Source organism: Pseudomonas sp. UBA6323, from assembly GCF_002439135.1.
Classification (GTDB): domain Bacteria; phylum Pseudomonadota; class Gammaproteobacteria; order Pseudomonadales; family Pseudomonadaceae; genus Aquipseudomonas.
On sequence record NZ_DJSX01000034.1, the window covers coordinates 110,060 to 135,967 of the forward strand.

Annotated in this window: 26 protein-coding genes; 9 read left to right on the forward strand and 17 right to left on the reverse strand. The window is 62.6% G+C overall.

Annotated features, from left to right (window positions below):
• Positions 1-328: 328 nt before the first annotated feature.
• Positions 329-460, reverse strand: a complete 132-nt coding sequence (locus B3P22_RS07195) for a PA1414 family protein (RefSeq protein ID WP_269476126.1) — start codon at positions 458-460, stop codon at positions 329-331.
• A gap of 87 nt (positions 461-547) precedes the next feature.
• The gene (gene aceK, locus B3P22_RS07200; RefSeq protein WP_296270503.1) at positions 548-2,266 is read right to left on the reverse strand and encodes a bifunctional isocitrate dehydrogenase kinase/phosphatase; all 1,719 of its coding nucleotides are present in this window, start codon (positions 2,264-2,266) and stop codon (positions 548-550) included.
• Between the two features lie 222 nt (positions 2,267-2,488).
• On the opposite strand from aceK, the gene B3P22_RS07205 reads away from it, so the two are divergent.
• On the forward strand, positions 2,489-3,379 hold the full coding sequence (locus tag B3P22_RS07205) for a DMT family transporter (RefSeq protein WP_296270504.1): 891 nt from the start codon (positions 2,489-2,491) through the stop codon (positions 3,377-3,379).
• 296 nt (positions 3,380-3,675) lie between these two features.
• Here the strand turns inward: B3P22_RS07205 and cysK are convergent, their stop codons facing one another.
• Positions 3,676-4,647, reverse strand: coding sequence for a cysteine synthase A (gene cysK / locus B3P22_RS07210; protein ID WP_296270505.1), 972 nt, complete (start codon positions 4,645-4,647; stop codon positions 3,676-3,678).
• 136 nt (positions 4,648-4,783) lie between these two features.
• Between cysK and B3P22_RS07215 the strand changes: the two genes are divergently transcribed.
• From B3P22_RS07215 to B3P22_RS07225, 3 genes are all read left to right on the forward strand, one after another.
• Entirely contained in the window at positions 4,784-5,860 is a 1,077-nt protein-coding gene (locus tag B3P22_RS07215) for a DUF748 domain-containing protein (RefSeq protein WP_296270506.1), read from the forward strand.
• Positions 5,861-6,011: 151 nt separating this feature from the next.
• Complete coding sequence (locus B3P22_RS07220; protein ID WP_072424653.1) at positions 6,012-6,857, forward strand: AAA family ATPase; 846 nt, start codon at positions 6,012-6,014, stop codon at positions 6,855-6,857.
• Positions 6,858-7,063: 206 nt separating this feature from the next.
• Positions 7,064-8,242 (forward strand): vWA domain-containing protein, encoded by a 1,179-nt coding sequence (locus tag B3P22_RS07225; RefSeq protein ID WP_296270507.1) that lies wholly within the window; start codon positions 7,064-7,066, stop codon positions 8,240-8,242.
• Between the two features lie 304 nt (positions 8,243-8,546).
• Here B3P22_RS07225 and B3P22_RS07230 read toward each other — a convergent pair whose 3' ends face one another.
• The 5 genes from B3P22_RS07230 to B3P22_RS07250 form a co-directional block, all read right to left on the reverse strand.
• Complete coding sequence (locus tag B3P22_RS07230) at positions 8,547-9,608, reverse strand: DUF2167 domain-containing protein (RefSeq protein ID WP_296270508.1); 1,062 nt, start codon at positions 9,606-9,608, stop codon at positions 8,547-8,549.
• A 138-nt stretch (positions 9,609-9,746) separates the two neighbouring features.
• Entirely contained in the window at positions 9,747-10,271 is a 525-nt protein-coding gene (locus tag B3P22_RS07235; RefSeq protein ID WP_197856639.1) for a DUF2937 family protein, read from the reverse strand.
• A 4-nt stretch (positions 10,272-10,275) separates the two neighbouring features.
• Positions 10,276-11,049, reverse strand: a complete 774-nt coding sequence (locus B3P22_RS07240; RefSeq protein WP_197856640.1) for a class II glutamine amidotransferase — start codon at positions 11,047-11,049, stop codon at positions 10,276-10,278.
• A 4-nt stretch (positions 11,050-11,053) separates the two neighbouring features.
• The gene (locus B3P22_RS07245; protein ID WP_279921772.1) at positions 11,054-11,500 is read right to left on the reverse strand and encodes an HIT family protein; all 447 of its coding nucleotides are present in this window, start codon (positions 11,498-11,500) and stop codon (positions 11,054-11,056) included.
• 63 nt (positions 11,501-11,563) lie between these two features.
• Positions 11,564-12,037 carry an MFS transporter gene (locus tag B3P22_RS07250; RefSeq protein WP_296270509.1) on the reverse strand — a complete coding sequence of 158 codons (474 nt, stop codon included), beginning with the start codon at positions 12,035-12,037 and terminating at the stop codon, positions 11,564-11,566.
• Positions 12,038-12,138: 101 nt separating this feature from the next.
• Here B3P22_RS07250 and B3P22_RS07255 point away from each other — a divergent pair, with 101 nt between their 5' ends.
• Positions 12,139-14,181, forward strand: coding sequence for a S9 family peptidase (locus tag B3P22_RS07255; RefSeq protein ID WP_296270510.1), 2,043 nt, complete (start codon positions 12,139-12,141; stop codon positions 14,179-14,181).
• A 63-nt stretch (positions 14,182-14,244) separates the two neighbouring features.
• Here B3P22_RS07255 and B3P22_RS07260 read toward each other — a convergent pair whose 3' ends face one another.
• Complete coding sequence (locus B3P22_RS07260) at positions 14,245-14,559, reverse strand: hypothetical protein (protein WP_197856644.1); 315 nt, start codon at positions 14,557-14,559, stop codon at positions 14,245-14,247.
• A 75-nt stretch (positions 14,560-14,634) separates the two neighbouring features.
• Between B3P22_RS07260 and B3P22_RS07265 the strand changes: the two genes are divergently transcribed.
• Complete coding sequence (locus B3P22_RS07265) at positions 14,635-15,003, forward strand: YajD family HNH nuclease (RefSeq protein ID WP_296270511.1); 369 nt, start codon at positions 14,635-14,637, stop codon at positions 15,001-15,003.
• Positions 15,004-15,194: 191 nt separating this feature from the next.
• On the opposite strand, the gene B3P22_RS07270 is transcribed toward B3P22_RS07265, so the two are convergent.
• From B3P22_RS07270 to rnd, 5 genes are all read right to left on the reverse strand, one after another.
• The gene (locus tag B3P22_RS07270; RefSeq protein ID WP_296270512.1) at positions 15,195-16,421 is read right to left on the reverse strand and encodes a hypothetical protein; all 1,227 of its coding nucleotides are present in this window, start codon (positions 16,419-16,421) and stop codon (positions 15,195-15,197) included.
• A gap of 102 nt (positions 16,422-16,523) precedes the next feature.
• A complete protein-coding gene (locus B3P22_RS07275) occupies positions 16,524-16,973 on the reverse strand; it encodes a YcgN family cysteine cluster protein (RefSeq protein WP_296270513.1) in 450 nt (149 codons plus the stop codon).
• A gap of 182 nt (positions 16,974-17,155) precedes the next feature.
• Complete coding sequence (locus B3P22_RS07280; protein ID WP_296270514.1) at positions 17,156-18,088, reverse strand: D-2-hydroxyacid dehydrogenase; 933 nt, start codon at positions 18,086-18,088, stop codon at positions 17,156-17,158.
• Positions 18,089-18,091: 3 nt separating this feature from the next.
• Entirely contained in the window at positions 18,092-18,385 is a 294-nt protein-coding gene (locus B3P22_RS07285; RefSeq protein ID WP_296270515.1) for a YcgL domain-containing protein, read from the reverse strand.
• Positions 18,382-19,515 (reverse strand): ribonuclease D, encoded by a 1,134-nt coding sequence (gene rnd, locus B3P22_RS07290; protein WP_296270516.1) that lies wholly within the window; start codon positions 19,513-19,515, stop codon positions 18,382-18,384. Before rnd ends, B3P22_RS07285 begins: the two co-directional genes overlap by 4 nt.
• Before the next feature lie 130 nt (positions 19,516-19,645).
• On the opposite strand from rnd, the gene B3P22_RS07295 reads away from it, so the two are divergent.
• The gene (locus B3P22_RS07295) at positions 19,646-20,707 is read left to right on the forward strand and encodes an SMP-30/gluconolactonase/LRE family protein (RefSeq protein WP_296270604.1); all 1,062 of its coding nucleotides are present in this window, start codon (positions 19,646-19,648) and stop codon (positions 20,705-20,707) included.
• Positions 20,708-20,869: 162 nt separating this feature from the next.
• On the opposite strand, the gene B3P22_RS07300 is transcribed toward B3P22_RS07295, so the two are convergent.
• From B3P22_RS07300 to B3P22_RS07310, 3 genes are all read right to left on the reverse strand, one after another.
• Positions 20,870-21,550 carry a spermidine synthase gene (locus tag B3P22_RS07300; protein ID WP_296270517.1) on the reverse strand — a complete coding sequence of 227 codons (681 nt, stop codon included), beginning with the start codon at positions 21,548-21,550 and terminating at the stop codon, positions 20,870-20,872.
• A 169-nt stretch (positions 21,551-21,719) separates the two neighbouring features.
• Positions 21,720-23,057, reverse strand: coding sequence for an NADP-specific glutamate dehydrogenase (gdhA, locus tag B3P22_RS07305; protein WP_296270518.1), 1,338 nt, complete (start codon positions 23,055-23,057; stop codon positions 21,720-21,722).
• Positions 23,058-23,233: 176 nt separating this feature from the next.
• A complete protein-coding gene (locus tag B3P22_RS07310) occupies positions 23,234-24,040 on the reverse strand; it encodes a lysophospholipid acyltransferase family protein (RefSeq protein ID WP_296270519.1) in 807 nt (268 codons plus the stop codon).
• A 96-nt stretch (positions 24,041-24,136) separates the two neighbouring features.
• Between B3P22_RS07310 and B3P22_RS07315 the strand changes: the two genes are divergently transcribed.
• Positions 24,137-24,991 (forward strand): sulfurtransferase, encoded by an 855-nt coding sequence (locus B3P22_RS07315; protein ID WP_296270520.1) that lies wholly within the window; start codon positions 24,137-24,139, stop codon positions 24,989-24,991.
• A 334-nt stretch (positions 24,992-25,325) separates the two neighbouring features.
• On the forward strand, positions 25,326-25,805 hold the full coding sequence (locus B3P22_RS07320; protein ID WP_296270521.1) for a hypothetical protein: 480 nt from the start codon (positions 25,326-25,328) through the stop codon (positions 25,803-25,805).
• Positions 25,806-25,908 lie beyond the last annotated feature (103 nt).

Below are 25,908 nucleotides of genomic sequence, written 5' to 3' on the forward strand. Positions count from 1 at the left end.
GACAGACGTATGAATAAGTACTAGCACAGCCTAATAAGCGCGCCAGCGTTAGGCTGTAAGCCTTTCGGAGAAGAAAGGCGACTCTGTTTCAGTTCTGATTCAGTTGCGTTTTGAAAGGTCTTGAGCAATGGCCTGCGGTTACGACTATGGCCACACAAGTCAGCCGCGCAGTCCGAGTGGTTGCGTTAGCACTGGAGGGTTGGGCACTGCCGATGAGATCAGGGAAGGCCCCTGAGGTGAAATACAGCCGCAACCGCAGCCCTTGCCAGGCAAGCCGCAGGCAGGGTTGTGGCCACGATAAGCCCGGCTTGCTTCCGGGCCAAAGCGTTCAGCGACGCTGACGCGCTTCGCGACGCAGGCGCTCCTGCTCGGCCTCGCTGATACGAATCGGCTGGGGTTGCGGGACGAGGCCAAGGGCCTGCAGCACGGCTTGCAGTTGTTCTTGCAGCTTGGCGAGCATGGGTACGACCTCCTGCCAAGTAAAGGGAAGAGCCAGGGGCTCACTTATCAGATTAGGCCGGGCAAAGCGGATTTCAACCCGGCTCGGTCAAATCACCGGGCTCTTGCGCCGATAGGGGAACACGTCGATCACCTTGCCTGCACGAATCGCTTCCTGCAATTGTTTCCAGTAGTCAGCGTCATACAGGTTGCCATGCAGCTGGCTGAACAGCCGCCGCTGCCTGATATCAGCGAACAGGAACGGCGGGAACTCCTCGGGGAACACGTCCATCGGCGCTACCGAATACCAGGGTTCGGCGCTCATCTCGTCCTCGGGGAAACGCGGCGGCGGAATGCGCCGGAAGTTCACCTCGGTGAGAAAGCAGATTTCGTCGTAGTCATAGAACACCACACGGCCATGGCGGGTGACGCCGAAGTTCTTCAGCAGCATGTCGCCAGGGAAGATATTGGCTGCTGCAAGCTGCTTGATGGCCAGGCCATAGTCGTCCAGCGCTTCGCGTACCTGCGCCTCGTTGGCACTTTCCAGGTAGAGGTTGAGCGGCGTCATGCGCCGCTCGGTCCAGCAGTGGCGCACCAGCACGGTGTCACCCTCCACCACTACGGTCGACGGCGCTACCTCCAACAGTTCGGCCAGGCATTCGGGCTCGAACTTGGCCTTGGGGAAACGAAAATCGGCGAACTCCTGGGTGTCGGCCATGCGCCCTACGCGGTCGACGCTTTTGACCAGGCGATACTTCTCGATCACCGTATTGCGGTCCACCGTCTTGGCGTGGGCGAAGCGGTCCTTGATGATCTTGAACACGGTATTGAAGCCCGGCAGCGTGAACACGCTCATGACCATGCCACGCACGCCCGGCGCCATGATGAAGCGGTCGTCGGTGCTGGCCAGGTGGCCGATCAGCGCGCGGTAGAACTCGGATTTGCCGTGCTTGTAGAAGCCGATCGAGGTGTACAACTCGGCGATGTGCTTGCCCGGCAGGATGCGCTTGAGAAAGCCGACGAACTCGGCTGGGATCGCCACGTCCACCATGAAGTAGCTGCGGGTGAAGGAGAAGATGATCGACACTTCCGCCTCGTCGGTGATCGCCGCATCGACCTGGATGCCCTGCCCTTCGCGGTGCAGCAGCGGGATCGCCAGCGGCCACTGTTCGTCGCGGGTGTAGATGCGCCCGATCAGGTAGGCGCCCTTGTTGCGATACAGCACCGAGGAAAACAGCTCGATGCACAGTACTGGGTCCTTGCAAACCCAGTCCGGCAGGCAGGCGCGCAGTTGTTCCTCCATGCGCTGCAGATCGCGAGGCAGGTCCTCGTAGGGCGCGTCGAAACGGTAATCTTCGAAAATTGCCTGCAACGTCGCATGCAGCTCGCCGGCGGGCCGGTAGCTGCGCGTCTGCGCAGCGATGGGCTGGTTGCGCAGCGATGGCCGGGTGGTATGGATGAACATGCAGCCATCGCTGATCTGGTCATGACTGAACAGGCTGCAGAAGATCGAGTTGAACCAGGTTTCCGCCAGCTCGTCGTCGAAGCGCCGATCGATCAGGACGATATAGGCGCTCTTGACCAGCGGCCACTGACCGACCTCCAGCAGCGACTGATCGAAACCGGCGAGCAGACCTTCGCGGGTCTGCGCCACTTTCTCTTCGTACAGGTTGATCCGCGCCGCCGAGGCCTGCTGCGCCTCCTGCCACTGCGCCTGCTCGAAGCGCATGCGCGCGCCATCGGTGATCTGGCGAAAGTGCTCGCGGTAATCGTCGAAGCCGTCGAGGATCAGGAGAGCGATCTCGCCGGTTGGCCATTGTTGCCCCATTACGCATGCCTCATCCGCAGTGTTCAGCCGAGCTTAGCCGACAACGCCTACATGGATGCAATCGTGATTGACAAAGCCTCCACCATTGCAGGTCGCGGCTAAAGCCCCTCCCACACCGTCCCTGCCACCGAGTCCTACCCAAACATTCAAAAGCGCAATGCGGATTGCCAGAACCCTGCCCAGCGGCAACACTCTCGCCCCCACCCTGCCGGATGTTTCACCGTGCGTACCGCCGATCTGTTTCGCCTGCTGCTGCTCGCCGCCATCTGGGGCGCCAGCTTCCTGTTTATGCGCGTTGCCGCACCGGTGCTGGGCAGTATGCCGACCGCGTTCTTTCGCGCCAGCTTCGGCGCACTCGGGCTGCTCGCCGTGCTTGTGCTGCTGCGCAGCAATTGGGACTTTCGCGGCAAGCTGCGCATCTGCCTGGGCTTGGGCGTGATCAACGCCGGCCTGCCTTCAGCCATGTACTGCCTGGCGGCGCTCATTCTGCCGGCCGGCTACTCGGCGATCTTCAATGCCACCACGCCGTTGATGGGCGTATTGATCGGTGCGTTGTTCTTCCATGAGGGCATCACGCCAAGCAAGGCGGCGGGCGTATTTCTCGGTCTGCTCGGCGTGGCGGTGCTGACCCGTACCGGGCCGGTGGCCTTCGACCTGCAACTGCTGCTCGGCGCCGGAGCCTGCCTGGTGGCCACCACCTGCTACGGCTTCGCGGGCTTTCTTACCCGCCGCTGGATCGGCCAGCAGGGCGGCCTGGACAACCGCCTGACCGCCTTCGCCAGCCTGGCAGGAGCCAGTCTGTTCCTGCTACCGCTGTTTGTCGGCAGCCTGGCGCTGCAACCGCCGCCCAGCTGGGGCGGTCTGGAAGTATGGTTATCGCTGGCCGGCCTGGGTCTGATCTGCACGGCGTTTGCCTACGTGCTGTATTTCCGCCTGCTGGCCGACATCGGGCCGATCAGGGCCAGTACCACGACCTTCCTGATCCCGCCGTTCGGCGTGTTATGGGGCGCCCTGCTGCTGGGTGAGCCACTGAGCTGGGACTACCTACCCGGCTGCGTACTGATCGCCCTGGCGCTTTGGCTGGTGGTCAGGCCTGGCGTAGCCAAGGTGTAGGGCGGGCTACGCGCACCAAGGCCACCGCGAAATCGCCAAGATGCGCCCCTACGGAAAGGCCGCCCGAAGGCCAATGCCAGTCAGTTAAGGCTGTAAGCGCATGGCTCCCCTCTCCCGTTTACGGGAGAGGGGCTGGGGGAGAGGGGCTGGGGGAGAGGGCCGAAATACCGCAAAACGGGCATTTACCCCTCTCCCTAACCTTCTCCCCAGAGGGGCGAGGGGATTGAATAGTAGCCAGTCGGCGCTTAACTGATCGGCATTAACCCGAAGGCGGCTTTGATCGCGACCAGCGGGTCTTACTGCTGCAATTCCTGCTCGGTGAACAGATCGCTGAACAGCATGCTCGACAGATAACGCTCACCGGAGTCAGGCAGGATCACCACGATGGTCTTGCCCTGCATCTCCGGCTTCTCGGCCAGGCGCACCGCCGCCGCCATCGCCGCGCCACAGGAAATCCCGCAGAGAATGCCTTCTTCGCGCATCAGGCGCAGGGCCATGGCCTTGGCTTCATCGTCATTGACTTGCTCGACCTGATCGACCATTGCCAGGTCGAGGTTCTTCGGCACGAAACCGGCGCCGATGCCCTGGATCTTGTGCGGAGCGGCCTTGACCTCGTCACCCGCCAGGGTCTGGCTGATCACCGGCGAACTCACCGGCTCCACCGCCACCGACAGGATCGGCTTGCCCTGGGTCTGCTTGATGTAGCGTGAAACGCCGGTGATGGTGCCGCCGGTGCCGACGCCGGAGACCAGCACGTCGATGGCGCCTTCGGTGTCGCGCCAGATTTCCGGCCCTGTGGTCTTTTCGTGGATGGCCGGGTTGGTCGGGTTCTCGAACTGCTGCGGCAGGTAGTAGTCAGGGTTGGCGGCGACCAGCTCGTGGGCTTTCTCGATCGCGCCCTTCATGCCCTTGGCCGGCTCGGTCAGCACCAGCTCGGCGCCCAAGGCCTTGAGCACCTTGCGCCGCTCCAGGCTCATCGAGGCTGGCATGGTCAGCACCAGCTTGTAACCACGTGCGGCAGCGACGAAGGCCAGGCCGATACCGGTATTGCCGGAGGTCGGTTCGACGATGGTCATGCCCGGCTTGAGCACGCCGCGCTCCTCGGCATCCCAGATCATGCTGGCGCCAATGCGGCACTTGACCGAATAGGCTGGGTTGCGCCCCTCGATCTTGGCCAGGATGGTCACACCTATCGGCCCCAGACGGTTGATCATCACCAGCGGCGTATTGCCGATGGCCTGGGCGTTATCTGCGAAAATGCGGCTCATGATGCATCGATTCCTTGTCGTTGCGGAGCTCATCAGCCTATGCCCGATGATCCATGGCGTCCAGCATCAGGAAGGTCGAACTCTGCACCCGCTCGCGCAGTCAACCTGAGGTGAACAGACCTGACGGACACACCAGATGAAACGCCGTTACAGCCTGCCGCTGTGGATTTGCCTCAGCCTGCTCGCCCTGCTGGTGATACTGCACGTTGCCCTGCCCTACGTCCTTCGCGACTACCTCAATGGCAAGCTCGCTGACATGGGCGATTACCGTGGGCACATAGAAGACATCGACCTCGCGCTCTGGCGCGGCGCCTATCGCATCAATGGCCTGAACATCGTCAAGGCCGAGCAGCAGGTACCGGTACCTTTCGTCGATGCTCCGCGCATCGATATCTCGGTGAGCTGGCGCGACCTGTGGCAGGAGCGTGCCGTGGTGGCCAGGGTGATCTTCGACAAGCCGCAGGTGAACTTCGTCGATGGGCAAAACAGCGACGACACCCAGACCGGTGAAGGTGTCGACTGGCGCGAGCAGTTGAACAAGCTGCTGCCGATCACCCTCAATGAAGTACGCGTGCTCGACGGCACCCTGGGCTTCTACAATTTCAATGCCTCGCCACCGGTGAAGCTACGCGCCAATGCCATCGACGCCAGCCTTTACAACCTGACCAACGTGGCCGATGAACAGGGCGATCGCGTGGCCCGGTTCGAAGGCACCGCACAACTGCTCGATCACGCGCCACTGGAAGCAACTGCCGTGTTCGACCCCTTCCACAATTTCGAAGATTTCGAATTCCGCGTACGCGCGACCGGCATCGAGCTACCGCGCCTGAACGACCTGGCCAACGCCTATGGCAAGTTCGACTTCAAAAGCGGTAATGGTGACCTGGTGATCGAGGCCCACGCCGAGGACGCGCAGCTCAGCGGCTATATCAAACCGCTACTGCGTAACGTCGAGGTATTCGACTGGCAGCAGGATGTAGAGGATCAGGACAAGGGCTTCCTGCGCTCGATATGGGAGGCGTTGGTCGGCGGTAGCGAGAAAGTGTTGAAGAACCAGCGCCAGGACCAGATCGCCACCCGCGTGGAACTCAGCGGTAGCACGCGCCAGCAGGATATCAGCGCCTTACAGGCGTTCATCGGCATCCTGCGCAACGGTTTCGTCGAAGCCTTCAATGCTCGCTTCGAGAACGCTCCGCCGGGTAGCGAAGACTAAATCATCGCTGAAGATGGCCTCGATCGGCGTGACCCGCCATTCAGTGACTGAATACCGCGTCTTCGTTCACAGACGAACCGGCTGCGCGTTATAGTCGCAGTCACAAAGTCAGCCGGCTGCGCCGCGCGCGCCCGTTCGAGGAATCTTCCCGATGAAATTCGAAGGCACCCAGTCCTACGTCGCCACCGACGACCTCAAACTCGCGGTCAACGCCGCCATCACCCTACAGCGCCCGCTGCTGGTAAAGGGTGAGCCGGGCACCGGCAAGACCATGCTCGCCGAGCAATTGGCCGACGCCTTCTCTGCCCGCCTGATCACCTGGCACATCAAGTCCACCACCAAGGCGCACCAGGGCCTCTACGAATACGATGCGGTCAGCCGCCTGCGCGATTCGCAGCTCGACTCTGACAAGGTCCACGACGTTCGCAACTACATCAAGAAGGGCAAGCTGTGGGAGGCGTTCGAGTCCGACGAGCGCGTGATCCTGCTGATCGACGAGATTGACAAGGCCGACATCGAGTTCCCCAACGACCTGTTGCAGGAACTCGACAAGATGGAGTTCTACGTTTACGAGACCAACGAGACGATCAAGGCCAAGCAGCGCCCGATCATCATCATCACCTCGAACAACGAGAAGGAACTGCCGGACGCCTTCCTGCGCCGCTGCTTCTTCCACTACATCGCCTTCCCGGATCGCGACACGCTGAAGAAGATCGTCGACGTGCACTACCCCAACATCAGCGGCGAGCTGGTGGCCGAGGCGCTGGATGTGTTCTTCGACGTACGCAAGGTGCCGGGTCTGAAGAAGAAGCCCTCGACCAGCGAACTGGTCGACTGGCTCAAGCTGCTGATGGCCGACAACATCGGCGAAGCGGTGCTGCGCGAACGTGATCCGACCAAGGCCATCCCGCCGCTGGCCGGCGCCCTGGTGAAGAATGAGCAGGATGTGCAATTGCTCGAGCGCCTGGCCTTCATGACCCGCCGTGCTTCTAGGTAGGAATTCGGGCTGCTGCGCGTCGGCCATGCTGCGTTGGAATCAGGCTCGCAATGCCCATGTACAAAAGTACACTGCGCTTGCTCACCTGATTCCGCCTTGCCTGGCTCTAGCTCGCAATCCCTTGCCCCGTGCAACAGAGAAGCCGTCCCCCGGCAATAGGCTTTGACGCAACGTGCCAGAGCCAACCAATAAACGAGGGCGCAGCCATGCTGCTCAATTTATTCAACGAAATGCGCGCGGCCAAGGTGCCGGTGTCGGTGCGCGAGTTGCTCGACCTGATCAACGCGCTCAAGCACAACGTCGTGTTCGCCGACATGGACGAGTTCTATTACCTCGCGCGCGCGATCCTGGTGAAAGACGAACGCCACTTCGACAAGTTCGACCGTGCCTTCGGCGCTTACTTCAAGGGTCTGGAAAACCTCAACGAACATATCGAGGCGATGATCCCCGAGGAATGGCTGCGCAAGGAGTTCGAGCGCCTGCTGAGCGATGAGGAAAAGGCGCAGATCCAGAGCCTCGGCGGCCTGGACAAGCTGATCGAGGAATTCAAGAAGCGCCTCGAGGAGCAAAAAGAGAAGCACGCCGGCGGCAACAAGTGGATCGGCACCGGCGGCACCAGCCCGTTCGGCTCCGGCGGCTACAACCCGGAAGGCATTCGCGTCGGCGACGCCGGCAAGCGCCAGGGAAAGGCCGCCAAGGTGTGGGACCAGCGCGAGTACAAGAACCTCGATGACCAAGTCGAGTTGGGCACGCGCAATATCAAGGTGGCGCTGCGCCGCCTGCGCAAGTTCGCCCGCCAGGGCGCAGCCGAAGAGCTGGACCTGGACGGCACCATCGACCACACCGCGAAGGACGGCGGGCTGCTAAATATCCAGATGCGCCCGGAGCGCCGCAACACGGTCAAGCTCCTGTTGCTGCTGGATATCGGCGGTTCGATGGACGCCCACGTAAAGGTCTGCGAGGAGCTGTTTTCCGCCTGTAAGACCGAGTTCAAGCATCTTGAATATTTCTACTTCCACAACTTCATCTACGAGAGCGTGTGGAAGAACAACATGCGCCGCACCAGCGAGCGCACTTCGACCCTGGATCTGCTGCACAAGTACGGCGCCGACTACAAGGTGGTGTTCGTCGGCGATGCGGCCATGGCGCCCTACGAGATCACCCAGGCCGGCGGCAGCGTCGAGCACTGGAACGAGGAAGCCGGCTACGTCTGGATGAAGCGCTTCACCGAGAAGTTCAAGAAGATCATCTGGATCAACCCCTATCCCAAGGGCACATGGAACTACACCGCCTCCACCCATCTGGTGCGCGAGCTGGTCGAGGAACGCATGTATCCGCTGACCCTGCAGGGGCTGGAAGATGGAATGAAGTACCTGTCCAAGTAAGCGAAAGCGCTGCAACGAAAGGGTAACGCCTGTCACCTATCGCTGTTCAGGGCTACGCCACTGATTTAATCGGTATCCAGAGGACAAGGCTTCGCGAACGAGTCCGCTCCCACAGGAATTACCGCACCAGCCCTGCGAGCGCTGGACCTATGTGGGAGCGGACTTGTCCGCGATAAGTTTGCCTCGCCGCGGCAGTCGCTGCTGCCTGATCAAATAAAAACGCCGCGCCCCTGCAGAGCAGTCGCGGCGTTTTCCTTGATTGACGACATAACCCCGAAGAGCCCTTTGCCTGGAAGGCGCGCACTCAGCGCTTGTCGTCGTCCGGCTTGTTCAGGTCCATCACCGTCTGCGCCGGGGTCTGCAGTGGCTCTTCCGGCTTGCTCTCGGCAGTGGCTACCGGCGCTTGCGGCGCACTCGCCTCTTCGCTCGGCATGTTCTGCTTGCTCCGGCCGATACGCTTGAACAGCCAGCCGATCACCACCACCGGGATGAACCAGAACTTCTTCAGCAGTACCAGCAGCATGGCCAGCAGGCCGGTCTTGGCCGCCACCTTGCCGGCTACTAACGCGCCCAGGCCGTATGCGGCGACGGTGTCCAGATCCGGATCGAATTCGGCGTAGCGCTGGCCAGGGTTGAATTCGGTAGCTGCCAGCACGGCCGGTACGTTGGCTTCGATTTCAGCCAGCTGGTCCATGTTGGCGACGAAATTCAGTACCAGCACACCCTTACGGCCCAGCACGCGGATGTTGTAGTTCAGGGTATTGATCTCGCTGTCGCCGAACTTAAGTTCCTTGGCCCAGTGCAGTTTCTTGCCTTCGGCATCGTAGCGTGGCGCAGCGGCCCAGCCGACCAGTTGTACCGGCTCGTAGCCGTTCTCTTCACGCCAGGTGTTGGCCTCGCGCATGTCGGCCTGCATGTCCTTGAGCATGTCGCCATAGTCGATATCGGCGGCGTCCTCGTCGGACACATAGCCGCTGTCTTCGTATTCGACGGTCACGCCCCAGGACTCGTCGGCCAACGGCGAGACACCGGCCGGCAGGATCATGCCCAGCGGCGGTACGTCATCCGGCGGGTTGCCCCAACCGTCGACCAGCAGGCGCTGGGCATTCTCGCCATCGAGGAATACCAGCGAATCGGGCAGGTTGAGGGTGGCCAGGTTGTTGCCAAGCACCACTCGCCCGGTCTTGAACTCCAGGCTGGCGACGAATTCTTCAGGGCTGATGTACTGCGCCGAATCGTCACCTTCGGTGACCTCCTCGCTGAGCGCAGCACTCTCAGGCTCGGTCTCGGGATTGGCGTACGCAACGGACGTGAACGGCAGGACGGCAGCCAGCGCGGCTGCCAGGATCGAATCCTTGATCGACATGGAAACTCCAGTGAAACAGGGTAAGAGATAAATGTAACGCGGTATTACATTAACATACCCTGCTCACACGTCTGGCGAACCAGCGCACCTTTTGCTCCGCTCGGCTTGCCCGGAGTATCGCTCCCAGGGCTTGCCGATTCAGCGCCAGTGGCGTTGCTGGGCGCGTCTAGTCCGCCCTGCCCCGAATATCAAGCCGAACATCAGCACCAGCAGCTCCGCCAGCCAAGCCAGCAGCAACGCACTGATCACACCCCAGAGGATTGCATCTGGAGTGAACAGCACCTGATAGCGGTAAACCCGCAAGGTCTCCTGGAACAGCTCATGATCGGCGCCAGTCGCCAGGTGCCAGGCCTGGGCGTACCAGGGGCCCTGCATGGCCTGCCACTCGCGCTCGAGCAAAGCCGAACGCTGCACCAGATGCCCGACGCTGTTGGCGTCGCTACGCATCACTGGGTCGTCGCTGACGCGGTAGTGCGCCACCAGCGCGCCCATGTCGCCCTTGAAGAATTTCTGTGCGGTTTCCTGGAAGCCCTTGAGACTCTGTTGCGACTCCAGACGATGCGCCTCGACGCGCTTGGCATAGTCATCGATGAAGCCCGGCACCTGTACGCCAAGCAACAGGCCGAAGGCGAACAGCGTCAGACGCAGGTAGCTTCTAAGCATGGGATCAGGCCTTGCCGTGAGTGATGCATTCGCCGCGGCGCCACAGGCGCCATTCGCCCGGCTGGTACAGCGACCATTGTTCGTTGTCGGTCAGAGGTTCGGTGGCGATGACCGTCACCACATCATTGGGTGTGGTTTCCGAGTGGAAGTCCACCTTGAGATCAGCGTCCTTGAGCTGCGCCGGACCGAACGGCGCGCGCCGGGTGATATGCGCTAGCTTGGTCGAGCAGAAGCTGAACAGCCAATCGCCATCGCTGAGCAGGCAGTTGAACACGCCGAGCTGACGGTAGCTGGCACAGGCTGCGACCAGCACCGGCAGGAGCATTTCCACCGAGACCGGCTCGGGAAAGGCGCGCCGCACGCGGTTGAGCAGGTCGCAAAAGGCGGCCTCGCTATCGGTCTCGCCCACCGGTCGATAGAAACTGGTGGAGCCCTGCAGACCAGCGAGCTGACCGTTGTGCGCGAAACACCAGTTGCGCCCCCACAACTCGCGGCTGAAGGGATGGGTATTGACCAGTGAAACCTGACCGACATTGGCCTGGCGGATGTGGCCGATCACCACCTCGCTCTTGATCGGATAGCGCTGTACCAGTTGCGCCACCTCGGACTCGCTGCTCGCCCGCGGGTCCTGAAACAGACGCAGGCCACGCCCCTCGTAGAAACCGATGCCCCAGCCATCACGGTGCGGCCCGGTACGGCCGCCGCGCTGCATCAGCCCGGTAAAGCTGAAGACGATATCGGTGGGGACATTGGCGCTCATGCCGAGCAATTCGCACATCGAATCAATTCTCCTTGCCGAGGATCAGGCGCAGACGCTCGGCTTCGTCCTGCAGACGCGCTTCGAGTCGCTTGCGGCCCATTGGCAGAAAACGCACCAGCAATCGCCAGAGCAGCGCCGGCAAGTCGCCCGGCCGACGCGGAATCAGGTGTAGATGAAGATGAGGCACGTGCTGGTTGGAGTCCGGACCATCGTTGATCAGCATATTGATGCCGTTGACCCCGTAACCGGCCTGACGCAGCGCACTGGCCACGCGCTCCGACAAGGTCAGCAGACGCTCACGAACCGGCACGGGCAAGTCACGCAGAAACGGCGCATGCAGGCGGCTGACGATCAGCACATGGGCCGGACGCATGGGAAAGATATCCAGCAGAACGATGAAGTCATCGTCCTCGTAAAGCCGATGAGCGGGTAGCCGCCGCTCGGCAATGGCACAGAAAACGCAATCCATCGAGCCTCCCTTGCACAAGGCCATCATGCTGAACGCACGGGCCAGCCGGCGCAAGGGGGCAAATCAGATACGCGGTTCCATACGGCCGTTGCGATCGCGCCCGTAGTCGCGAACCGGCAGATCGTCGTCCTCTTCCATGCGCTCGCGCAGCGTGCGCGGGTCTTCGTCAGGCTCGGAGACCGCCTGGCCATCGCGGTTCTTCCACCAACGCTCGATGGGCCAGCGAATGGCAACGAACAGCAGGTAAACGGCAAAAGCGATCAGGCTGTAGAGCGCCAGATCGGCCACGGCACGCCAGGCGTTGTTGCCAACCTTGAGCAAAACGTCCATGGCGGTGACCGCCAGTGCGGGCGCGAACAGCTCACGCGTCGGATCGACGATGGTCGGGCTGAACAGCAGCACGGCCACCAGCACGGCGAGCGGCTCGCGCAGGTAGCGCCACATCCAACTGGTCAGGCGCATCCATACCAACAGGCAACCCAGGGCAGCGAAGCCGTAGGCCGCCCAGGCCAGGAGGTAGTCGTTTTCATTCATCATAAGCAGGCGCCGGCGTGGCAGGTCTGGCAAAGGGGCGCTTATGATAGCGGTTTTTACCCGGCTCGGCGCTCTTGCCGGCCAGGCCGATCTGGAGTTTCGCCATGTCCTCTGCCCCCATCGCCCGCCAGGAAGCCGGCAACGATCCCTATCACTGGCTGGAGAACCGCGACAGCGAGGAAGTACTGGTCCATCTGCAGGCAGAGAACGCTTACCTGGAAAGCGTGCTGGAACCGCAGCAGGCGCTGCGCGAGCAACTGTTCGCGGAGATCAAGGGGCGTATCCGCGAGACCGACCTATCGCTGCCCACGCCCTGGGGCGACTATCTCTACTACCAGCGCACTACGGCCGGTGACGAGTATCCACGGCACTATCGCTGCCGTCGTCCTGCCGATGGTTCGCTGCAGGTCGACAGCGTCAGCGAAACGCTGCTGCTGGACCCCAACGAGCTGGCCGGTGGCGGCTTTCTTTCCGTGGGTGCATTCAGCATCAGCCCCGACCAGCAACGCCTGGCCTACAGCATCGACAGCAGCGGCGACGAAATCTACCGCCTGTTCGTCAAGGAGCTGGGCAGCGGCCAGATCAGCGAGCTGCCCTTCGACGACTGCGACGGCAGCATGACCTGGGCGAACGACAGCCAGACGCTGTTCTTCACCGAACTGGACGACACCCACCGCCCCTACAAGCTCTATCGTCACCGACTCGGCGAGGCCGCAGCCGAAGCGGTATTCGAGGAGGCAGATGGCCGTTTCTTCCTGCATTGCTATCGTTCCAGCTCCGAGCGCCAGCTGATTCTGCAATTGGGCAGCAAGACCACCAGCGAAGTCTGGGTGCTGGACGCCCAAACCCCGCAAGACGCCTTCACTTGCCTGGCGCCCCGCGAGGAAGGCCATGAGTATGACGTCGACCACGGCATGCTCAACGGCGAGTGGTGCTGGCTGATTCGCAGCAACCAGAGCGGGATCAACTTCGCACTGTACCGCGCCACCGAGGACAAACCGCAGCGCTCGCATTGGCAGCAGATTCGTCCACATGACCCGCAGGTGATGCTAGAAGGCGCCACGCTGAACCAACGCGCCATCGTCCTGGCGCTGCGCGAAGGTGGCCTGCCTATCCTCGAAGTGCAACCGCAGGGCCGCATGGCATATCGCTTGCAGTTGCCGGATGCGGCCTACAGTCTCTACGTGCAGGACAGCCTGGAGTTTCACAGCCCGGTGATTCGCCTACGCTACGAAGCGCTGAACCGCCCCGCCCAGGTACGCCAGCTGGAACTGGCCACGGGTGAGCAGCAGGTACTCAAGCAGACGCCGGTAGAAGGCCCGTTCGATGCCGATGTCTATGAGAGCCGCCGTCTCTGGGCCAGCTCGGCCGACGGTACGCAGATCCCCATCAGCCTGGTGGCGCGCCGCGAGGTATTCGCCGCAGGCCAACCGGCCCCGCTTTACCTCTATGGCTATGGTGCCTATGGCGCGAGCCTCGACCCCTGGTTCTCTCATGCTCGCCTGAGCCTGCTCGACCGCGGCTTCATCTTCGCCATCGCCCACATACGCGGTGGCGGCGAGATGGGTGAAGCCTGGTATCGTGCCGGCAAGCTGGAGCACAAGCAGAACAGCTTCGATGACTTCATCGCCAGCGCCGAACGCCTGATCGCCGAAGGCCTGACCACCGCCTCTCAGCTGGCGATCAGCGGCGGCAGCGCCGGCGGCCTGCTGATCGGCGCCGTGCTCAACCAGCGTCCCGAGCTGTTCACTGCCGCCATCGCCGAGGTGCCCTTCGTCGACGTTCTCAATACCATGCTCAACCCGGACCTGCCGCTCACCGTGACCGAGTACGATGAATGGGGCGACCCGAACCAGCCCGAGGTCTTCGAGCGCATCAAGGCCTACGCGCCTTACGAGAATGTGCGCGCCCAGGCCTATCCGGCGATTCTCGCCGTGGCGGGCTACAACGACAGCCGCGTGCAGTACTGGGAAGCCGCCAAGTGGGTGGCGAAACTGCGCCGCGACAAGACCGACGACAACCTGCTGCTGCTCAAGACCGACCTCGGCGCGGGCCATGGCGGCATGAGTGGGCGTTATCAGGGCATCAGGGATGTGGCGTTGGAGTATGCGTTCCTGTTCCGTGTGCTCGGGATAGCGCACGCCTAGGAGCGACTTCAGCCGCGATTGCCCAAGCATCGCGGCTGAAGCCGCTCCTACAAAAACCGACGCTCAGTCCTGCTTGCGCTGCCCTTCCAGGCCCTGGCTGTTGCGGCGTATCTGCTCGTCCAGTTGCGGAATCGACTGATCGCGATTGGAGCGAGGCGCCGCCCCAGGCAGGGGTTGTCCCTGAGGCGGCGGGAGAAGGGGCGCCGACCCCTGGCGCTTGATCGGTACCGCGTTCGAGGGCTGGCCATAGGGCTGTGGCGTCGCCGTTCCCGGCGACCCGGCCTCCGGGGCTGATGGCATGCGCATGGGCTGCTGCGCCCATGTCAGGGTGGCGACGCTGGATGCCAGGATCATCGCGGCGAGAATGGGGATACGCATGATGGCTCTCCTGCTCGACTGGCTTTCGTTCTATTCTGGCAACACCTGCCCACCAACGTTCCAGCGAACCGCTCCATGAATCCGACCAGCAAGCTCGACAAGATTCTCGCCGAAGCCCAGCAACGCCGCGAAACCAGCTACCGGGAAAAGGCGCTGCGCATGTACCCACACATCTGTGGCCGCTGCGGCCGCGAGTTCAGCGGCAAGCGCCTGAGCGAGCTGACCGTGCATCATCGCGACCACAATCACGACAACAACCCGGAAGACGGCTCCAACTGGGAGCTGCTGTGTCTGTACTGCCACGACAACGAGCACCAGCGTCAGGTCGACCTGCACTACCAGAAGGAAGAGGCCGCCAGCGCAGGTTCCGGCAGCAAGGTCACGCACAAGGGGCTGGCCGGCCTGGCAGCGCTGCTGGGCAAGACGGAAGATAAGCAAGGCTGAAAGCCATCACCCGCAGGAACGAATTCATTCGCGATGCTTGCCGGCGCGGCGCCAGCCCTTTTCGCGGATAAATCCGCTCCTACCGACCGTGCCTCTAGACAGCTTCGGTGCAGGGGCAACGCTTTTGTAGGAGCGAATTCATTCGCGATTCGCGGCTGAGGCCGCTCCTAGGGGATCCTGTGGGCTACGGCTCAGCGCAACAGGCGCGTATCCAGGGTTTTCGACGGGCCGCCGATGACGTTCTCGGTGATATCGACAAAGTCCTTGGTGCTAACGCGATCCAGGCGCATCAGCCCACGGGTGACGTCGTCCAGCGAGAGATTGCCCTTGTCCTTGGTCTTCTGGCGGATTTCCCGGTCCAGCTCCTGCAACAACAGCACGGCGCGCGCGGTGACCTGGCCGCTGGCATTGTCGGTGCGCAGACTGTTGACCGGTTTGCTCCAGCGAATCAGCTGCTCGCGGATTTTCTGATAGCGGTCCTCGCTGATACCTCCGGCACGGCGCATCACCTCGATGGCGTAGTACTCGGCCAGACCTTCAGCGATCCAATCACTGCGATCACGACCATAGATGCGACCGAATACATGCACCAGTTCATGTACCAGCGAACTGGTACCGTTCTCGCTGACCAGTGGACGGTCGGCGTGCATGTAGTAGGAATTGGCCGCCGACAGACCGCCGCGCCACATCGGGTTGCCGGCGCCGACGATCAGCAGCTTGTCCGGGTCGCGCGGGAATACCTGCTGCATCTGCGGCCAGACGAAGGTGAGGAAAGTCATGATATCCATGCGCCGCATGCCCTCGCCGACTGGCGCGGAAATGGCGACTTCGGTATCGCCCAGGCGCGTGCGGCGGGTGCCCAGCTTGCCGGCGAGCATCCAGCCGGTGGGACGATCGAACTTGCGCTCCGGGTTGTCGATACGAAAACGATTCTTGCCGATGCGCGGCCAGCCGGTTTCCACGCTCTTCCAGCCCTTGGGCAGTTCGAACTGCAGGCGCGCCACCAGATCGGTCTTGTCACGCTGATCGAGCCTGGCCGCGGGCACCAGATCGTCCCCGCGAAATAGCGCCCAGTCCTCGGTCATCCTGGCATCGTAACGGCCGGGCTTGCGCTCGCTGTCGATCAGCACCCGATAGCTGAGAACGCTCTTGCCCTCGCCCGGCTGCCATTTGCCACGACCGGCGACCTCCTGCGACCACTGGCCATCGGCCTTGAAATCACTGAAGCGCCCATCTTCGCCAAGATTGAAATCGAAACTGCGCACGCGCTCGCCCTTCTCCAGCGTGATGCTGACCTCAGCCTGATTGCTCTCAGGCAGAAAGCGCACGTGATAATCCAGATCGACCTTCTGCGTGGCAGCGAAGGTCGGCAGGCTCAGAAGCAGCAGAGACGCGTACAACGGCAAGCGAAGGGACATCGAGCAACACTCCTGATGCGGGGACATGGCGGCATATGACCGCCGCGCCACAGGGCAAATTCCATGAACGAGGGACAGATTTGCCACGAAGCCGCGCGGCAATCAACCAGCGCGGAAAATCAGATGATCTTCCCAGTCCTCTTCGGCCACGCTGTTCTCGCTCAGCATACGTCCCGACTGGGAAATCCGCTCGGCATGCACAGCATCCGCATCGCCGCTCACCAGGTGATGCCAGTGCGGCAGATCCTTGCCTTCACTGACCAGACGATAGGCGCAGGTCGGCGGCAGCCATTGGAACTGATCGGCCTGGGCCGGCGTGAGCTGGATGCAATCGGGCACATGCTTGACCCGGTTGGGATAGTCGCTGCACCGGCAGCTCTGCAGGTCCAGCAGTTTGCAGGCGATACGCGTGTAATAGACGGCACCGTCATCCTCGTCCTCGAGCTTCTGCAGGCAGCACAGGCCGCAACCGTCGCACAGCGATTCCCACTCGCCCGGATCGAGCTGGGCGAGCGTCTTGCGTTTCCAGAAGGGTTCGAGGTTGGCGGTCATGGAGCAGTATGGACTCAGGTGAAAAAAGCGCGGCAGTCTAGCTTGAGCCCCAGCCCTGGCCAAGCGGCGCATGCCGAATGGCGCCATCAGGGATTGATTGTACGAGCCGGTTATCGCCGCTGGCGGGGTGCACCCGCCCTACAGATCTGCACCCGTAGGGCGGGCGCAACCCGCCAAGTGCCTCAATAACCGCGAGCGAAATCCACTTCACCACGCAGCGGCTCTCCGGCTTGCCAACGCGCCAGGTTGTCGATGAACAAGTCGCTCATCAGTGCCGGGTCGGTGGGTGCCGAGCTGTGACCGGTGAGCAGCAGACGCGGCGCCGTCCAGAACGGGTGGCCTGGCGGCAGAGGTTCCTCACGGCACACATCGATCACTGCACCCGCCAGCTGATTTCGCTCGAGCGCGGCGACCAGGTCGGCGTCGACCACCGCGACGCCACGCCCGGCATTGATCAGCACGGCCTCTTCACGGAAATGGGCCAACAGGCGGGCGTCGTAGAGATCGCGGGTTGCCGGCGTGTCCGGCAACAGATTGATCACGTAGTCGGCCCAGGCGATCAGCCGAGGCAAGTCGTCCATGGCCGCCACTTCGGCAAAAGGCGCCTGCTCTCGGGCGTGGCTGGCAACGCCACGCAATTGCACAGCGAAGGGCTGCAGAAACGCGGCCACGGCCTGTCCGATATCGCCGCAACCGACCACCAGCACCCGGCGCCCACGCAGGCTGCGCGGCAAGCTGTGATCCCAACGCTGCTCGACCTGCGCTGCCAGCCGAGCGAACAGGCGCCGCTCATGGGCCAGCATATGGCCGAGCACGTATTCGGCCATTACCTGGCCAAAGATGCCAACGGCGCGGCTCAAGCGATAATCACGCGGCAGGCCCGCCGCCAGCAGCGGCGTGATGCCTGCCCAGGTCGACTGCAGCCACTGCGGGCGCAGCCCGTCGCGCAGCAAGGGGGCGAGCAGGTCGGGCTGACCCAGCCACAGCTCGCATTCGCCGGCCACGGCACGCAGTGACTCAGGCCGCGCATCCACCACCAGTTGTAGCTCAGGGCAGGCGCGACGAATACGCTCGGCATAGAGAGCGTGGTCATCTTCTGCGATCAGCAGGCGCATGCTTCAGACCGGGTCGTTACGGCACAGCAACTCGTCGGGCAAGTGCTGAATGTAGTCCTCTTCGGGCGGCGGCATCTGCAGGTGATAACCCTGCTTTTCGAGATTCTCCAGCACCGTGGCGATGTCTTCCCGCGCCAACTGGCGATCCGGGCTTAGCACCAGGTCGAAGGCGTGCGCAGGCGGGCCGAACACCGCGAGCAGCCCCTCGGGCACGCGGGTCAGGGCCTCGGCCTTGAGCACATAGAGGTACATCTCGTTCTTGCGCGGGCTCTTGTAGATGGAACAGATGCGTTTCACGCGGATTCTCCTTCAGCGGCCAGGCAGTCCAGAAGCGCCTGACCCATCAACTCCCGGCGCCAGCCGCGCAGGGAGTCGGGCAATTGGTACGGGCCATTGGGAAAGCCGCTTTTCAGCAGGGCTTCCAGGGTTTTCTTGCGCAGCATCAGCTCGGGCACGATATCCAGGCGCTCGCCCTCACGCTGGCCGACGGCACGTAGTTTCTTCAGCAGCGCCGAGGCTTCGATCGGCAACGGCTCGGGCAAGGCCTCGGGCCATTGCTCGGGGGGCAGCGCCGCGGCCTCGCGAATCAGCTTGAGCAGGGTTTCGCCATCCTGGCGCACGGTCTTCGGGTGCATGTCCTCGATACGCGCCAGCGCCACCAGGTTATCCGGCTGGGTGCGCGCCAGCGGCCACAGCGAATGCTCGCGCAGCACGCGATTACGTGGCTGATTGCGCGACCGCGCCTCGCGCTCGCGCCAGGCGCACAGGGCACGCAGCACCGCTTGCTGCTGACGCGACAGCTTCCAGGCCAGCTTGGCATCGCGCCAGGCGTCCTCTGGCGCCACTTCACGGCTCAGGTTGGCCACCAGTTCGGCGCCGTCCTCCAGCACCCACTCGACTTTCTGCGGCGCCAGGCGAGCCATCAGCGCACGGTACACCTCGACCAGATGCAGCACGTCTTCGGCGGCGTAACGCACCTGCAGCTCCGACAGCGGCCGCTGCAGCCAGTCAGAGCGGGTCTCGCCCTTGGGCAACTCGATATCGAGCAGGGCCTGCACCAGGCGCGAGTAGCCCATGGAGAAACCGAGGTTGAGATAACCGGCCGCCAGTTGCGTATCGAACAGCGGCGCCGGCAGGCTGCCGGTCAGGCGCAGGAACACCTCCAGATCTTCACTGCACGAATGCAGCACCTTGACCACGCCCGGCGCTTCGAGCAGTGCAGCGAACGGTCGCCAGTCGCTGATACGCAAGGGATCGATCAAATAGGCACCCTCGCCAGCGCTGACCTGCAGCAATCCAGCGATGGGGTAGAAGGTGTCGACGCGCATGAACTCGGTGTCCAGCGCGACGAAAGGCAGCGCCTGCCAGGCAGCGCAATGCTCGGCCAGGCCGGCATCGTCGAGAATCCAGTGAATGTCGTTAGCCACGCGGCTCTCCCATGAACAATGCCGCGCAGTATATATGCCTAGGCGATCCCACGGGGTGCGGCCTGCCGTCGGCAACAGGAACTGTGTACTCTGTGCCGCGCACCACCTCCGCCACGGAATAACGACAATGCTGAAGAAACTGCTTGCCCTGCTCGTCATGCTGCTGGCCGCAGCGGCCGGTTACCTGGCCCTGACCCCCAGCCCGATCGATCCGCTGCCCTGGGATGCCGCGCCGCCTCCGGAGATGACCGGCGTGCTGGAACCCAACGACACCCTGATGAAGGCCGAGCTGCTGGCGCGCGGCCAGGTCCATGGCCCCGAGGATACCGCCGTGGATGCCGAGGGCCGCGTCTACGCCGGCCTGCTTGACGGGCGCATCGTGCGCGTTCAGGAGGACGACAGCCTGGAAACATTCGTCGACACTGGCGGCCGCCCGCTGGGCATGAACTTCGATGCCGATGGCAACCTGATTGTCGCCGACGCCTACAAGGGCCTGTTGAGCATCGACCCGCAGGGTGCGATCAAGGTGCTGACCACCGAGGCCGACGGCCTGCCCTTCGCCTTCACCGATGATCTGGATATTGCCAGCGACGGCACCATCTACTTCAGCGACGCCTCCTCGCGCTTCGAACAGCCGGACTACCTGCTCGACCTGCTCGAAGCCCGCCCGCATGGGCGCCTGCTGAGCTACAACCCGGCCAGCGGCGAAACCCGCGTACTGCTCGATGGCCTGTACTTCGCCAACGGCGTGGCGCTGTCGGCGAACGAGGACTTCGTGCTGGTCAACGAGACCTATCGCTACCGCATCACCCGCTACTGGCTCAAGGGCGATAAGGCCGGCCAGCACGACATCTTCATCGATAACCTGCCAGGGCTGCCGGATAACCTGCAGGGCGACCGCAAGGGCACCTTCTGGGTGGCGCTGCCCACCCCGCGCAAGGCCGACGCCGACTTCCTCCATCGCCACCCCTGGCTCAAGGCGCAACTGGCCAAGCTGCCGCGCGCGCTGTGGCCGAAGGCGATTCCCTATGGCTTCGCCATCGCGCTCGATGAACAGGGCAACATCGTCCGCAGCCTGCACGACACCAGCGGCACGCATCTGCGCATGGTCACCTCGGTGAAGCCGGTGGGTGATTACCTGTACTTCGGCAGCCTCGACAACGACCGCATCGGCAAACTGCAGATTCACTAAGAGTCTGCCCACGATCGTTCGACGAGAGTCCACCTGCGAATGACAACAAAAAGGCAAAGCGGTCATTCGCAGTCGTGCCCAAGTTGGTGGGCTGAAGCGGATCGCCGCCCGGCCTACCCTATCGTAGGGCGGGCTTCAGCCCACCAAATCGAAAGGGTGGACTCAGACCTTCTGGGCAATCCAGATGGTATGCCGCGTGCCCCGGTTGCCGTGGGCATAGACTTGCAACGCCTCGCCCTGGAAACCTGCCTTGCGCACTTTCTCGGAGAACGCCCGGTCAGCGCTGGATGACCAGACCGCCAGCATGCCCTTGGGCCTCAGCGCTTTGGCACATTGACGCAGGCCGTCCATGCTGTACAGCCAGTCATTGCCCTTCTGGGTCAAACCCTCGGGACCGTTGTCGACGTCCAGCATGATCGCGTCGTAGCACTGCTCGGCAGCCTGCAGCACCTTGGCGACGTCGTCCTGAATGATCAGCGCACGCGGATCGTTCAATGGGTAGCCGGCTTTCGCCCCCAACGGGCCACGGTTCCACTCGACCACGCCAGGCACCAGCTCGGCCACCGCCACTTCGGCATCCGCGCCCAGGTGTTGGAGTGCCGAGGCCAGGGTAAAGCCCATGCCCAGACCACCGATCAGCACCCGAACTTGTGGACGCCCGGCAATCTGCTTGCAGGGAATCGCCGCCAGGGCATCTTCCGAGCCGTGCATACGCGTATTCATCAACTGCCCGCCATCGCCACCGGCGATCTTGATGACGAAATCCTCTCCGTATTCGAACAGGTTCAACGCACCATTCGTACCCGGGATCGGAGCGGTGTCGAGCTGGACAAAACGTTTCATGCGTGGCGAGGACCTGTGTAGCGAGCGTGAGGGCAGGCAGCATGCCTGAATCACTCGGGCAACACAGCCCCGCGCCAGAAATGACGAGGCCCCGCGTTCACACGCGGGGCCTCGAGGTCACAGCGGCGCTGCTTTCAGAGCCTGGTCGAAGTCAGACTTTGCGCAATTCTCAGACCACGCCCTGCGCCAACATCGCATCGGCGACCTTGACGAAGCCGGCGATGTTGGCGCCCTTGACGTAGTTGATGCGGCCATTCTCTTCGCCATGGTGCACGCAGGCATGGTGAATGTTCTGCATGATGCCGTGCAGACGCTCGTCCACCTCGCCGGCGCTCCAGTGCAGACGCATGGCGTTCTGGCTCATTTCCAGGCCGCTGGTGGCCACACCGCCGGCGTTGGACGCCTTGCCCGGTGCGTAGCAGATGCCGGCCTCGACGAACAGGTCAACCGCTTCCAGGGTCGAGGGCATATTGGCGCCCTCGGCCACACAGATGCAGCCGTTCTTCAGCAGCGTGCGGGCGTTGTCGCCGTCCAGCTCGTTCTGCGTCGCGCAGGGCAGCGCGATGTCGCACGGCAGGTCCCAGGGGCGCTGGCCGGCGAGGAACTGCAGACCGTAGTGCTCGGCCATTTCGCGCAGACGGCCACGGCGCACGTTTTTCAGATCCATCAGGTACAGCCACTGCTCATCGCTCAGGCCGCTCTCGATATGCAGAGTGCCCTCGGAGTCGGACAGCGAGATGACGCGACCGCCCAGTTCCATGACCTTCTGCGCCGCATACTGGGCGACGTTGCCGGAACCGGAGATGGCCACGCGCTTGTCTTCGAAGCCCTTACCGATGCGTTTGAGCATCTCCTGAGCGAAATACACGCAGCCGTAACCGGTCGCTTCCGGGCGGATCAGGCTACCGCCGTAACTCAGGCCCTTGCCGGTCAGCACCGAGGTGAACTGGTTGGACAGGCGCTTGTACTGGCCGAACATATAACCGATCTCGCGGCCACCGACACCGATGTCACCGGCTGGTACGTCCAGGTCGGCACCGATATGGCGGTACAGTTCGCTCATGAACGACTGGCAGAAGCGCATTACTTCGCCCTCGCTCTTGCCCTTGGGATCGAAGTCCGAACCGCCTTTGCCACCGCCCATCGGCAGCGAGGTCAGCGAGTTCTTGAACACCTGTTCGAAGGCCAGGAACTTGAGCACGCCCAGGTTCACCGAAGGGTGGAAGCGCAGGCCGCCCTTGTACGGACCGATGGCGCTGCTCATCTGGATGCGGTAGCCACGGTTGACCTGCACCTGGCCGCGGTCGTCGACCCACGGCACACGGAACAGGATGGCGCGCTCCGGCTCGACCATGCGTTCGAGAATACCGGCATCGCGATAGCGCGGGTTGGCTTCAAGGAAGGGCCACAGACTGCGTACGACCTCCTCCACCGCCTGGTGAAATTCCGGCTGGTCGGGATCGCGCTGTTTCAGGCGCGCCAGGAAAGAATCGACGGACAACGACATGCGGCACCTCGACACCACAAAGACAAAAGTGGCCGGCACTCTATCAGGCGGCAAAGCACCAAAACAGATCAAAATGTCGCTTTAGTGAAACTTTTTAGTGCATTAACCCAGGCGCATGGCCAAATGGCCCGCTTTAAAGCCGTTCACGCCCGCTCACGCGCGCACCAAAATCCATCCTACTGCGCACAGTTTTCGATCACCACCGTCATCTCAACGTCCGCTATCGGCGCAGTTTCAGCGCCCTGCAGTAGTGCCTCCATGCTCTGCCGCGTATCGGCCATCAAGGCCGCGAGGCTGTCACGGTCGTAGCGACTGGCATCGATCGCAGCGCCTATCGCCAGCTGTACCGGTTGATCGAGATTAAGGCGCCAGGTGCGCGCCGGCAGCACATGTTGAATGCCGCGGATGGCAACCGGCACGATCACCGCATCGGTATCCAGCGCCAGGTGGAAGCAACCTTTCTTGAACAGCTGCAGCCGGCCATCGACCGAGCGCGTCCCTTCCGGCGCGGCCCACAGCACGATGCCGCTTTCCATCATCTGACGGGCGCGCTGTAGATCACGTCGGGCCTGCTGCGGATTGTGCCGGGCCACTGAGGGAAATTCTGCAGCGCGCATGGCGCGGCCGAGAAATGGAATGCGGTACAACTCGCTCTTGGCCAGCATGCGAATCGAACCCGGCATGGCAACGAAGCTGGCCGGAATGTCGTAATGGCTGGAATGCGTGCAGAGGATCAGGTAACGCCGACCGTCATTGAAATCCGGACACTGGCCCTGCACCGTCATATGCATGCGCACCAAACGCAGCAATGTTGCAGACCAGGCACGGGTATAACCATCGACGTGCTCGCGGCGCAACCGCCCCACCGCGGCCCGGCCAATCACCAGCAGGCAGAAATGCAGCGTCACGCCGAGCGTGCACAACACCACACCGGCACGACGGGCCAGATTCGCGCTGTGCGCGATGGGTTGCAGTCTCAGCATGAAATGGCTCCTTACTTATCGGGAGGTTGATCCGGGTGCAGCGCATTGGCTAGGCGGTATGATGCCGACAAACGCGTCTACGACACAGGAGGTACCATGCCATTCGCTCAACTGATCAGCACGGAACAGCTTCAAAGTCGCCAGGGCCAGGACAACCTGCTGATCCTGGATTGCCGCTTCGCCCTCGAAGACCCGGCCTATGGCCGCCGCAGTTACCTTGACGGGCATATTCCCGGTGCCCACTTCCTCGACCTCGAACAGGACCTGTCTGCCCCGGTGATCAAGGGCGTAACCGGTCGCCACCCGCTACCGGACCCCAGCGCACTGGTCGAACGTTTGCGCAGCTGCGGCCTGCGGGCGGACAGCCAGGTGGTGCTGTACGACGACGGTCCCGGCGCCTTCGCGGCTCGGGCATGGTGGCTGCTGCTTTGGCTGGGCAAGCGCGATGGCCTCTACTTGCTCGATGGCGGCTTGAAGGCGTGGCGCGAGGCCGGCCAGGAACTGAGCATTGCCCCGCCGGAGAACGCACCCGGTGATTTCTCGGCGCAACCCGACAGCGACCTGCTGCTGAGTGCCGAGCAACTGGCCCTGCGCCTGGGCAATCCGGATCTCACCCTGCTCGACGCCAGAGCGTTGCCGCGCTTTCGCGGCGAGGTCGAGCCACTCGACCCGGTCGCCGGACACATTCCCGGCGCGCAATGCGCGGCATTCACCGACAACCTCGGGGCCGATGGCCGATTCCTGCCGGCACAAGCGCTGCGCGATCGCTTCGACCAACTACGCGGCGATCGCCCACTGGAAAACATGGTGGCCTACTGCGGCTCCGGGGTTACGGCCTGCCACAACCTGTTCGCAATGAGCCTGGCCGGTTATCCGCTGGCACCGCTGTATGCCGGCTCATGGAGCGAATGGATCACCGACCCGGCGCGTCCGGTTGCCACCGGAGAATGATTGGGTTTTAAGTACCAATCGAAATATGCGCAATAACTCAAATCCGGAATCAATTTAAAAACAGTCCTTTACAGCTGAAATATCGCACTAGACTTGAAATTGAGCGGCTAACCCCGCTCCCGGTGGGGCCTTTATCGAAGAGCCCAGACCGTTGAAAAACGTTAGCGAGGCAGGCAAGACAAGGCAAAAACAGCCGAGAAAGCGGAGTTTACAAGCGTAAATGAGCATTTCGAGGCTGTTTTTAACGCAGGATTGCCAACGCAGATAGTTTTTCATCGGTCTGCAAACAGCTGCCATGCGCCCGGCCCCCACCGGCACCCTCCGCGAGGATGCTATGGGAATTGCCGCCTGCGATCTCAGCCAGCACGTGATCCGCCCTACCCTTCTCTATCTGCAGCGCCATAGCGCCACGGCCGAAGCCCTGCTGCTGGGGGCTGCAGCCTGCCAATCGGCACTCGGCAGCGCGCTGGACAATCCGCAAGGCCATGGCCTGTATCGCATCAGCGAACAGCGCCATCAGACCCTCTGGGATCAGCACCTGGCCTTCGATCCGGAGCTTGCCAGTCGCGTCCGTGGGCTTGCCAGTCAGCATGCCTTTCTCGAAGCCCCGCATATGGAGCTAACGGTCAACCTGCGCTACGCCACGGCCATTGCCTGGCTACTGGTGGAGATCGAAAAACTGGAGCTGCCAGCCGCCAATGACCTGATGGCCCTGGGCCGAATTTGGTGCAAGGTTTTTCAACCGCAAGGCCGCCAGCACGACTTTCTCGAAGCCTGGCAGCGTTGTATCGAGCCGGTGAGCCAGGTCGCCTGACCAAGCCGTCAGAAAAAACCTGAGGGAGTTATGCGCCAAATCGCACCAATTGTCCGACAATGCGCTCTATTTCGGGAACTTCAGCGCCTTGGCAGCGGTCAGG